The following is an 11,637-nucleotide window of genomic DNA, read 5'->3' on the forward strand; positions in this document are numbered from 1 at the left end:
ATTGATTTTGATTAGCTCTCAAAGTGTAAATAGCTCGACTTGTCTTCTAAAACATACTCGACAAAGGCGTCAATGGGGAGAGGCTTACTATAGTAATAGCCTTGTACATATTGTACGCCTTTTGCTTTGGCATAAATCATTTGCTCCATATCTTCAACGCCTTCCGCAACAAGCGGCTTATCTAGGTTTTTGGCTAAAGATACAATTGAATTAAAGACAGATTGAAGTTTGCCGTCTTTTACCACATTAGTAACAAAAGAGCGGTCGATTTTTATTTCATCAAAATGTAATTTACACAAATAGCTTAGACTCGAAAAGCCGGTACCAAAGTCATCAATAGAAATAAGAAACCCTTTGCCCTGAAGAGAAACAAGCACCTCATTTACATAGGAAAAATTGTCTATTAAGGCTGACTCAGTCAGCTCAAGCTTGATACAGCGAGGATCAATTTTATACTCCGCTAGTGCATGCAGTAACTTACTCTCAAAGTTGACGTCTAAAATCTCTACCACACTGATATTAATAGCGAACATATAGTTTTTGGGCTCTATGCCTTCGCTTCTAAGCTTATCTTTGGTTTTTTTGATTTGTGAGAGCGTAAACATAGTCAGTTTATTAATGTCACCAGTACTTTCAACAATTGGAATAAACTCGACAGGAGATACTGGTTGCCCATCCAAAGTCCACCTCATTAGGCATTCGGCGCCAATTAAACACTCTGTTTTGGTGTCATGAAGTGGTTGCAGTACAACACTGAAGGTATTGTCCGAGTTTTCATTATGAAGTGCATCTCTAAGCGCGGTCTCAATTTTGTTTTGTCGCTCAATTTGGCGCGCCAGTCCTTCTTGAAATTCAACCAATCTTAGCTTTTCAGATAACACATCAAAGGTAGCCATTTCAGCTTTGTTTAAGCTAAGTTCGTGGTCTTCTTTATTTGTTTCTTTATAGTAACCCAGTGCAACATTGCTATAAAAACTACTGTCGTTGAATTCGAATGGTTCGTTAAGGTGGTTGTAGAGGGCTTCAATATTTATCGGGGATGAGTTGGGGATGAATACGCAAAAACAGTCTGATGAGTGTTTCGAGAAGATACCTTGTTCATATTCGCATTGAAAGCGAGAAAGTACCTCCATAAAGACTAAATTTGCTACACCGATATTCCACACCTCGGATATTCGTTGGTAGTTACAGATCCTGATACAACACATTACACCTGTTGTATCAAGCTCCTGCACCTTAGAAACAAAGGCTTCTCTATATAATAAGCCCGTATGCGGGTCGCGAATGGCTAATTGTTTGTTTAGGCGTCTAATTGCAACGAGTTCTTCAATTAAATCGACTTTAACGAAGGTGAGGTCATTTTTTCTTGTATAACTAAATCTAACCCAGTGCACATTGCTGTTATCAACACTGACACCGAGCTCCAAATGGTCAAAGTCAGTTTCAAAAAGTATTTGTTTACTGTCTAAGTCATTGAAGTCTTGGTCGAAGAACTTTAATGTTGCGCAGTCGACAATATTATCACCAACATTCAAAGTCATTAAATTGCTGGCTTTATCTGAGATCCCTGTGATCACCCCGTCTTTCTCATATGCTACGTAGATGATATTGAGCAGTTCTAACAGGCTTTTTTGCATACCTAGCACCTTAACACTTTTAATATTTGATACGGGATATTGCTGAGCGAAAAGACTTTGTCTACTGCACCTCTGGCTATTGCCTCTTTGGGCATGCCAAATACCACGCAGCTGGACTCACTCTCTGCAAAATTGATTGCGCCAGCCTGCTTCATATCTAACATACCGGATGCACCATCATCACCCATACCCGTGAGTATTACGCCAATTGCATTGCGTCCCACCGATTGTGCGACTGATCTAAATAACACATCCACAGAAGGCCTGTGCCGACTCACTAAAGGACCATCTCGTACTTCTAAATAGTAGTCGCTACCTTGACGTTTTACCAACATGTGCTTACCTCCGGGCGCTATGTATACATGTCCAGCTTTCAATCTCATCGCGTTTTCACCCTCAACAACAGTGTGACGTGTAATTGTATTTAATCTCTGTGCAAACGCATGGGTAAATTTACTAGGCATGTGTTGAACGATAACGATGGGTGGCGTATCTGGCGGTAATAAAGACAAAAAACCGGTAAGGGCTTCTGTCCCACCAGTGGACGCACCCACTGCAATGACTTTGTCATGGGTTATAGGCGGCTTTAATTCGCTTGGTGAAGCAGGGGGGAGGACTTCATCGACGGTATGGTTGTGCCTGAGTGATTCTTCAGCTAGGTAGCGTAATGGTTTTACCTTAGCTTTACCAGCTGCTTTTATGGCATCAATGATTTGTGTGGTACCTTGATTATTAAGAAAGTCTGTTAGTCCCTGAGTTGGCTTTGCAATGACGTCAACAGCGCCAGATGCGAGTGCTTCCATTGCAGTTTCGGTATGTTTTTGGGTGAGGGCAGAGCACATAATCACGGGAGTAGGCTTTTCTTGCATAATTTTTTTCAGGAAGGTAATGCCGTCCATTTTGGGCATTTCAACATCGAGCAAGATAACGTCCGGCCAATTCAACTTCATTTTTCGCTCTGCCAGTAGAGGATCAGGCGCAGAGCCGATAAGCTTTAAATCTCTATCATGTTTGATGATTTCGCCCACGAGTTGCCGCATTACCGCAGAATCGTCAACGATAAATACGCTAATCATAACCGGACCTTTTTATAGATACAGGGTTGGATCAACTCCAGCCCTTGGCGTTTTTTTCTAAGTGACTCAGAGTGACCTAAAAACAACAATCCGCCATGGTTAAGTCTATGTACAATGTTATCGATAATGGCTTTTTGTTTGATTTCATCAAAATAAATTAAAACATTACGCAAAAAGATGATATCAAAAGAATAGTCTACCTTTTTTAAACGTAGCAAGTTATCAACATAGAAAGTACAGTGGCTTTTAATGGCTTTATTGACCGTAAATGTCCCTTCATTTTGGTCTATTCCTTTTAAGCAATACGCGCGTCGATACTTTTTGGGAATTTTTTGTGAAGTAGACATGGCAAAGCAGGCTTCTTTTGCCATTTCGACTGCCGTTGGTGATATATCTGTTCCAGTTACAGACCAATTTCTGCCGTAGAATAAGTCGTCTAACACCATGGCAATAGAGTAGGCTTCCTCCCCAGTGGAGGATGCTGCACTCCATGCTTTTATTGGCACTCGGCGGCTTTGTTTACCACGAAAGTACTCATATAAAAATTCAAACTGGACTTGCTCACGGAAAAAATAAGTTTCATGTGTCGTCATCTTATCGATAAAAATATCCAGCTCTTTTTTACCGACTGGACTGGTTATTAATTGATAATATTGATTATGTGTCGCACACGCATTTGCCCGCAGTCTTGAGCTTAAACGGCTGGCCATGATATCCGCTTTAGAGGCATTTAATCTGATCCCTGTCTGCTCGTCGAGCACTCTGTTTAATTGATTGAATTCAAGCTGACTAATTGCCATAGGCTAAGCTTACCTTTGGCAATAGTCGATGAAAAACTGTTCTTGCTCATGCTTTAATGAGGTGTTTATCTCGTTGACATTTAGTACTTTTTCAATATCAAGTAGGGTTGTGAGCTTGTTGTTGATTTTGGCCATTTTCCACTCAAAATGTCTTGGAATATTAGAGCCAAAAGAGGGGGAAGACTCGAGCTTATTCAGGTCGATAAACTCAATAGACACTACGCTATTAACAAGCATGCCTAGCGTCATGGACTCTTCTAATGACTGGTCAAAAAAGTCATACAACACGATGCAGCTGTATTTATCATAGGGCGTGGTCGACTTTAGACCTAATCGGCTTTGCAAATCGAGTACGGGTATGACGCTGCCTCGCACGTTTATCACGCCACGTATCACATCTGAGCACATGGGCACCATGGTTGTTTCGACTAGTTCTATAACTTCTTTAACAGAATCAATGGGAATACCAAAGTGATCATGTCCGACTTTGACAAATAAGTAACGGAGTTCACCTTTTTGCTGAATATGGGCAATCTCCTGCGTATGTTCACTCATGGCTGACCTCACTTGCTGTATCTTCTTCGGAGTTTTGTGGAGGAAGGGGACTTTCGTCTTCGTTATCAAAGTCTTCAGTGAGCTCAGCGTTATTTAAGTCTTCGATGAGCTTGATGTCATCTAAAGTTAAAATTTTTGAGATATCTAAAATGGTCATCAGTTTATCAGGCAACTTTGCAAGGCCAAGGACAAAACGGCTTTGAAATTGCCCTCCAATACTTGGCACGGCATCAATGTCAGCACTAGAGATATCCAATACTTTTGTCACCATATCGACCTTTAAGCCAATGGTAATTTCTTGGGCGTTAAATTGGCATTCGGCAATAATGATGCAAGTTCTGTTCGTGATATCCTGAGGTTGTTTTCCAAGGCGCAAAGAGAGGTCAAAAACGGGAATGACCTCTCCACGCAAGTTGATAGCGCCTATGATAAACTCAGGTGCCATGGGAATGGGGTCGACTTCAACGTACTCCATGATTTCTTTTACCAAAGAAATATTGATGGAGTACGAAGCGTGGTTAAGTTCAAACGCCAGATACTTATCTTTGTCGACTAAACTATTTTGAGCTGTATGATCTGTCATAACATTTACTCATCAAAAGGGGTATAGCCTTCTTCTGGCATTGAGCCTGATGATTTTGATTCCTGTACAGAGCGTCTCAATTTCATCATTTGTCTGTCATTACTGAGTTTAAAGTAATTCACAGTGGAGCGAATATCACTGGTTTGATCTTGAACCATTTTAGCGGTTGAAGCCAACTCTTCAGAGGCAGACGCATTTTGCTGCGCAATTTCGTCCAACTGCGAAACGGTTCGATTGATTTCAGCCACACTGGTGCTTTGCTCTGTGGAAGCTGCGGTAATTTCTTGAACTAAATCAGCCGTTTTACCAATGTTAGGCACCATTCTATCTAGCATACCACCAGCGTGCTGTGCGATTTTCACACTGTTATCTGCAAGTGTACTTATGTCTTGTGCAGCTACTTGAGAACGCTCTGCAAGTTTTCTTACTTCATCAGCAACCACGGCAAATCCTTTACCATGCTCGCCGGCTCTTGCTGCTTCGATGGCTGCGTTTAATGCAAGCAAGTTGGTTTTGTAGGCAATGTCTTCAATAATGCCGATTTTCTCAGCGATTTGGGTCATGGCTTTCACTGTATCTTTTACAGCACGACCACCGTCATTGGCTTCGCTGCTAGATTGCTTTGCAATGTCGTTCGTGACTTTTGAATTTTCAGTATTCATGGAGATAGAAGAACTCATTTGCTCCAATGACGCGGAGGTTTCTTCCACACTTGCGGCGAGTTGATTTGAAGTGGAGCTCAGCATACGCGAAGTTGTGCCTACTTCATTGGTGCTGTGTGCAATAGACTCCACTGACTCTTGAATATCCAATAGGATATTTTGCAGTCGCTCGATAAACCCATTGAAACTTCGTGCTGTTTCTCCGATTTCATCATTGCCAAAATCCGGTATACGTCTGGTTAGGTCACCTTCACCAGAGCGAAGGTCTTCAGCGGCCTCGGCAAGGGCATTAATTGGGATCACAATACCGCGGATCAAAAAGGCAGCCGTCGCGGTAGCCAATACAATGGCAACGACGAGCAATGCCCACACTAAAGAAATGCTTTCTCTCGCAGCGGTAACTAAGGCATTGAGAGACTCGTCACCCTCTTGAATTGCCTCGTTTGATATTTCCTCTAACAGGTCTTCAATTTTATTAAATACTTCGTGCTCTAATCTATCCACATCGCTCGACGCTTTAATTTTGTCACGAGGATCATACATGGCGAAGATTTCTTTACCCCCATTATATAACTCCATGTACATGCGTTCTACTTCACTGAGTGCTTTGATTTCAGAGGGCTTTCTCTCAAGAGGCTTGAGGTCAGCTAAAAAACCAGTAAAGGTTCTAGCATCTTTCTCAAAGGCGGCATCTGCACCTAGTGCACCACGCATGTATGCGTTCATGGAACTCATCATATCACCTTGCTCATCTATCAGCTCAAGGTAATAGCGTACACCGGGCAGGTCGTCATTCACTACCTCGTTAAAATCACCGCTGCTTCCCGCATCGGCAACTTCTTCCTCTTTTAATGTGTCAAGCAGTTGCTCAAGGGGGATTGCAAACTCTTTATTTAAGTAGTCATATTTATCGATGGCTTTAGCTTCTAAAAGCGGATCAAAACGGTCAAATATAAGCTCTTGATTTTCATTAGCATATCGGGATACTAACTCTTCCAATTGGCGTATCAGAGAGTTATTTACTGTGCCAAGCTGTTTGAGATCTTCTAAATAGCGGATAAATTCGTTGTAGTTTGACCTAAAGTCTTCACTCTCATCAGATTCGCCTGCGATATATTCGAGCACGTTACTATTCATGTCCCCTAACTCATCGAGCATGTTTAAGGCATAAATCGTTTCGGGTATATCTACCTTACCAACGTCCACCGCAAACTCTTCAATTTCTCCGTTTTTAAGCTGTACGGACATTGCTATGACTAACAGCAACACCCCCATGGTAAACATCGCAAGAATGATCTTGTTGCGAATTGTAAAGTTCTTAAACATGTTCGCTCTCCGAATTACTTAATGCTTTTTCTCTAACGCCTCATAGACAGAAATTGCTGATTTTATAAGTGCAGAAACATCCAAAATGATTGCCACGTTTCCGCTACCTAAAATTGTCGCACCGCTAATACATTTGAGTCCTTCGAACAACCTTCCAAGTGGTTTTACTACTGTTTGAAATTCACCTTTGAGTGAGTCCACCACTAGACCCGCTCGTAACGTGCCAAATTGCACGATAACTAAAGATTCTCTGGTATGGTCAATTTGCTCTTCAATACCAAATAAGGTTCTGAGGCGAATAAAGGGTAAAACCTCAGTTCTTAAATTGATATAACTCTTGTCTTGAATATCTTGTTCAGACACCACTTCATGGAGTTCTAAGCACTCGACTACGGTATCTAAAGGGATCACGTAGTTTTCTTTGTGCACTTCAAACATGAAGCCATCTATAATTGACAGGGTAAGTGGAAGCCTGATTAAAATTGTTGAACCTTGTCCTGGGTTGCTTTCAACTTCTACACTACCTCTTAAGCTGTCGATGTTTCTTTTAACGACATCCATACCGACACCACGACCTGAAATATTGGTGATGGACTCGGCAGTTGAAAAGCCTGGCTCAAAAATCAGTAAATTAATGTCTTTTTCTTGCAGAGTTTGATTTGCACTGACCAAGCCTCGATCGATTGCACGTTTGAGAATTCTTTCTTGGTCAAGCCCTTTGCCATCATCACTGACTTCAATCACGATTGAGCCAGAATCATGGTACGCCTTGAGTGTGAGTTGACCTTGCTCTGATTTACCGTTTGCTCTTCTTGTTTCAGGGTCTTCTATGCCATGATCTATGGCATTCCTGACGATATGCATGAGGGGGTCGCTGACTTTTTCTACAAAGGTTTTATCAAGCTCGGTTTCAGCGCCGACAATAGTGAGATCGACTTGTTTGCCGAGTTCATCTGCAATATCTCGTACTACGCGCTTAAACTTATTAAATGTTTCTCCAATTTGTACCATTCTGAGTTTTAAGGAGCTATCTCGAATGTTCTCAACAAGTCGTTCTAATAGTGCCATCGCTTCGATTAAGGTCTCATTACCTGTTTCATGGGCGAGTAAGTTTGTTCTCGCGCCGGTAATAACCATCTCACCTACTTGGTCGATTAATCTATCCAGTTTGAGCGCCTCAACACGCAAGGTTTTACTTTTATGGATCTTTGAGGTGTTTGCTGGCGTCGGTGCGCCTGCTGCGGTTTCGACGAGCTCTGAGCTCTCTGGCTGTTCTTTTTTACTCAAAAGTTGAATGATATCTGAAAAAGCCGGATCTGCGTCTTTGAGTGCATGGGTTACAAAATCAATATCTTGATATTTTTGAATGCTTGATTTGACGATTTCTGCATCGCCATGAGGGGGTAAAATTGCGATATAAGCTTCACTTTGGATAAACTCAAACACATCTTTTATGTCATCTTCAGATTTGTCTGATTCAAACGACAAAATAAACGACAAATAATTGGACTCAGGATCAAATTGTTGTGGCCCAAACATCGCATCAAACCAGGTGCTCACCTTGAGCTCATTCGTCTCTGAATCTAGGTAATGAATAAAGGAGTAGGGATCTAGGCCATTTCTCAGTACATTTTCATTTGGTACAAAAAACAGCACCCAGCGTTCGTTATCTAATTTGTTGCCTGAAGTGATCTGAGTTGAACTGATGTTTTCTGGTTCATCATTTTGCTCTTTTATATATTTGGCAAAGCTCGCAACCAAGTAATTCACTTTGTTTAACAAGTCAGCGTCAGGCTCGGTTTCCGAAGCGGCCAGTGTGATGAGGGTTTCAGTCGCATCTCGGGCTTCTAAATATAAAGAAATAAGCTCTTTATCAAGCTGTAATTCTCCATTTCTCGCATTCTCAAGCAGCGTTTCTGCAATGTGTGTTAAGGTGACAACATGCTCAAAATCGAATATGCCAGCACTGCCTTTGATTGTGTGAATTGCCCTAAATAGAGCATTGATAATCTCGCTAGCATGCTCTTGTGAGTTTTCAGATTCTAAATCTAGCAGCCCGTTTTCCATTTCTTGTAACAGCTCTTTAGACTCTGTAACAAAAGTGGCAATGGCAGACGACAAATCAATAGACATGACTACCCCTTAGTCATTTTGGGACGCGGACATACCTACACCCAATTTTTCACAACGCTTTTCAATGAGTTCGTTTGTAGAGATAGTATCGATTTTCAGGCCAATTTTTTGGCTATGGTAGACAACCCAAATGATGAGCTGTAAACCTGCTGAATCGACTTCTGTGGTCTCACTAAAGTCAAAAGACACACATTCTTTATCTGTAATATAAGACTTTACTTCATTAAAGGTTTCCTGAACTTCGTAAATGGTTAGTTCAGCAGGAAATTTAAAACATTCAGTCATATTAAATCTCTACATCATTAATAATTTAGATACTGCTTGCAGCATTTGTGCTGGTTTAAATGGCTTGACCATCCAGGCTTTGGCGCCTGCTTTTTTACCTTCTTCCATCATGCTTTGTTGATTTTCTGTAGTGAGCATAATGACGGGTGTGAACTTGTATTGAGGCAATTGCTTAGCTTGTTTTACAAACTCGATGCCATTCATATTTGGCATGTTGACATCGCTAATTATCAAATGGATTTTATTGCCATTGAGTTTAGTTAAAGCATCTTTACCATCTCTGGCTTCTACTACATTAAATCCGGCGCCTGTTAAGGCAATATTGACGACTTGTCTGAGTGAGTCTGAATCGTCTACAACTAAAATGGTTTTACTCATAATGGCCTCATAAAAAAGTTAAATCATCAACAGTATCGTCATCACCATCTTTGGACAAAATACTGCGTTGTTCATTGGTAGCAGCGGTTTTCTTCAATTCATTGCTGATCCTTTGGTGATTAAATTTTGCGGTTTGGCATTCTCTTCGATTAAGAATAAATTGATCAATTTCTTCGGTCATAATGTTTAAAGCGATGGTCACACTGTCTTGTATTTGGTCGACTCTGTCTTGGAATTGTAAATCGACGAGTATGTGTGAAATTTTTTCTCTGATCTCGATATTGGAAGCATGCAGCTCAGACGCTTGAGACTCAACGTGTTGAGACAGTGCTAACCATTCGTCGACAACCTCATTAATTTCATTTCGATATTTTTCAGTCAAAGCTTGTTTGTTCTCTAATTCACTGTTCATCATATCCATCGAAGCGCGCATTGCATTGGCTATACTTTCAATTAATTGGCCAATTCTCACACCGGTTTCACCGCTGGAACTTGCTAATGATCTGACCTCATCAGCAACCACCGCGAAGCCTCGACCATTATCACCCGCGCGCGCTGCTTCTATTGATGCATTGAGCGCGAGTAAATTGGTTTGCTCTGCAATTTTTGAGACATCTACCGACATGGTCTGCAATTCATTGCTTTTATCGACAAGATCTTTAATTGTGGTTGTCATTTGCGCTTGTGAGTCATTGCTCTGCTCTATATAAGCTAAAACATCGTTCAGCTTTTCTCGGCTGGATTCTGAGACGTCTTGAAGGCTTGTGGTACTGTCATTTGAGGTACTTTCTAGAGTTTGGGATATATTGCCAACCAACTGTGAAAATTCTCCCGACATATGCACAACAGATTGTTTTGTCTGCTCTCTAGCACTTGAAACCTGAGCAATTAATTGAGGGATGATGACGCTACTGAGTTGTTCTAAACAGGCAAGGTCTTCTTTGTGTTCTTGTATTAACTCGTCTTTAGGATGTTCAGTTAACGGTTGCTTTTTTTCTTGTTGTTCATCTTTGATAATTTTCTGCATAACCAAAGCTAGTGCAGAAAGGCCACATAAAATGAGCGATATCACTAGTGAGTCTATAAAAAACACGCCAATGGCCAAAATGACAATGGGTGTGCAGTACACAACAAACAAAAGCATGCTAGTCAATCTTTGGTTGAGTTATTTTTTAGCCTAGTAAAGTATGATTATTGTGCAAATATTAATTTAATTGAGACCTTTACCGTTTCTTGGTTGCAACAGGTTAATGAAATTAATACAGTGGGAAAATTACAGAAAGAATAAAACAATGAAGTGAGTAGGTTTAACTATGTCAAATTCAAAACCGCAGCAGTCAATTCAAGATTGGCAACGACAACAATTGCAAGCAGCCCAACGTCACCTTGCAGAAAAAGGCATAATAACAAATAAAGTAATCGAAAAAGAATGCCGTATATTGCCACCTGCACTTGCAGTTTGGCGGTTAGAAGACCAAAAAGGAAAAGGTTATTGGGCTATTTCGGGACAAGTTCCTACCGATGCAATAGAAGTGAAAGTGGCAAAGAGTGCCAGAGATGCGCTCAGACACTTATCTTTCCAATGGCAAATCAAGGCTGACGGCATCATTTCATCAGGCATAAAAGACAAAACTCAGCTTGATTTTGCGAACCTGCTTATCAATAAGGCGCATGATATCTATGCAATTTACGACAATGATAAATTATGGGCTAATGTAGCATCGTAAATGGCTCTGAGTTTATCATCGAAGCAGGGCATTTAAGGCGTTGTCTTGGAATACCTGCTTCCATAAATACGCCACCTTGCTTGCTAAACCCGGATTTTATAAATGTAGGCACTTCATCCAAAATACACTGGACAAAAACTTCTTCGAGGCCTTTCTGGCGGGCAAGATCTGCCAAATAACCGATTAATGATTGATAGGCTTGTCTGTTTCTATGGTCTTTGAATATTGCAATACGACTAATTAAGCCATCACTACACAACCTACCAGTACCAACAGCTTGGTCGTTTTCATCACGTATTAATACATGATCAGCTGTTTTGTCATGTTGATCGAACTCTACTTGTTTTGGTAAGTGCAATTCACAAACGAACACTCTTTCACGAATTTGGCGCAGCTGTCCCTGAGTTTGTTTCCAACTCACTTTGTCGACGTGATAAATCATGATTACCTCTTTGCGAAAAATCATAGAACACGT

Annotated in this window: 12 protein-coding genes; 1 reads left to right on the forward strand and 11 read right to left on the reverse strand. The window is 41.0% G+C overall.

The features are described from left to right. Window positions 1–11: 11 nt before the first annotated feature. The 10 genes from N477_RS13430 to N477_RS13475 are packed head-to-tail and all read right to left on the reverse strand — an operon-like array spanning window position 12 to window position 10,579. Window positions 12–1,637, reverse strand: coding sequence for a bifunctional diguanylate cyclase/phosphodiesterase (locus N477_RS13430; protein WP_063359895.1), 1,626 nt, complete (start codon window positions 1,635–1,637; stop codon window positions 12–14). A 2-nt stretch (window positions 1,638–1,639) separates the two neighbouring features. Then, the gene (locus N477_RS13435; protein WP_063359894.1) at window positions 1,640–2,713 is read right to left on the reverse strand and encodes a protein-glutamate methylesterase/protein-glutamine glutaminase; all 1,074 of its coding nucleotides are present in this window, start codon (window positions 2,711–2,713) and stop codon (window positions 1,640–1,642) included. After that, window positions 2,710–3,513, reverse strand: a complete 804-nt coding sequence (locus N477_RS13440) for a CheR family methyltransferase (protein ID WP_063359893.1) — start codon at window positions 3,511–3,513, stop codon at window positions 2,710–2,712. The genes N477_RS13435 and N477_RS13440 overlap by 4 nt, the downstream gene beginning before the upstream one ends. A gap of 9 nt (window positions 3,514–3,522) precedes the next feature. Continuing rightward, window positions 3,523–4,068, reverse strand: coding sequence for a chemotaxis protein CheW (locus N477_RS13445; protein ID WP_063359892.1), 546 nt, complete (start codon window positions 4,066–4,068; stop codon window positions 3,523–3,525). Beyond that, a complete protein-coding gene (locus N477_RS13450; RefSeq protein ID WP_081216297.1) occupies window positions 4,061–4,651 on the reverse strand; it encodes a chemotaxis protein CheW in 591 nt (196 codons plus the stop codon). The genes N477_RS13445 and N477_RS13450 overlap by 8 nt, the downstream gene beginning before the upstream one ends. 5 nt (window positions 4,652–4,656) lie before the next feature. Then, entirely contained in the window at window positions 4,657–6,639 is a 1,983-nt protein-coding gene (locus N477_RS13455; protein ID WP_063359891.1) for a methyl-accepting chemotaxis protein, read from the reverse strand. Between the two features lie 18 nt (window positions 6,640–6,657). Continuing rightward, a complete protein-coding gene (locus tag N477_RS13460) occupies window positions 6,658–8,772 on the reverse strand; it encodes a chemotaxis protein CheA (RefSeq protein WP_063359890.1) in 2,115 nt (704 codons plus the stop codon). 9 nt (window positions 8,773–8,781) lie between these two features. Beyond that, window positions 8,782–9,057 (reverse strand): STAS domain-containing protein, encoded by a 276-nt coding sequence (locus tag N477_RS13465; RefSeq protein ID WP_063359889.1) that lies wholly within the window; start codon window positions 9,055–9,057, stop codon window positions 8,782–8,784. 9 nt (window positions 9,058–9,066) lie between these two features. Next, window positions 9,067–9,435, reverse strand: a complete 369-nt coding sequence (locus N477_RS13470; RefSeq protein ID WP_039608997.1) for a response regulator — start codon at window positions 9,433–9,435, stop codon at window positions 9,067–9,069. Between the two features lie 7 nt (window positions 9,436–9,442). Beyond that, complete coding sequence (locus tag N477_RS13475) at window positions 9,443–10,579, reverse strand: methyl-accepting chemotaxis protein (protein ID WP_063359888.1); 1,137 nt, start codon at window positions 10,577–10,579, stop codon at window positions 9,443–9,445. A 169-nt stretch (window positions 10,580–10,748) separates the two neighbouring features. Here N477_RS13475 and N477_RS13480 point away from each other — a divergent pair, with 169 nt between their 5' ends. Next, window positions 10,749–11,162 carry a DUF4826 family protein gene (locus N477_RS13480; protein WP_063359887.1) on the forward strand — a complete coding sequence of 138 codons (414 nt, stop codon included), beginning with the start codon at window positions 10,749–10,751 and terminating at the stop codon, window positions 11,160–11,162. Here N477_RS13480 and N477_RS13485 read toward each other — a convergent pair. Continuing rightward, window positions 11,146–11,604, reverse strand: a complete 459-nt coding sequence (locus tag N477_RS13485) for a GNAT family N-acetyltransferase (RefSeq protein WP_063359939.1) — start codon at window positions 11,602–11,604, stop codon at window positions 11,146–11,148. The two genes, N477_RS13480 and N477_RS13485, sit on opposite strands and share 17 nt — an antisense overlap. Window positions 11,605–11,637: the final 33 nt, after the last annotated feature.

The organism is Pseudoalteromonas luteoviolacea H33-S (genome assembly GCF_001625695.1).
Lineage (GTDB): Bacteria > Pseudomonadota > Gammaproteobacteria > Enterobacterales > Alteromonadaceae > Pseudoalteromonas > Pseudoalteromonas luteoviolacea_B.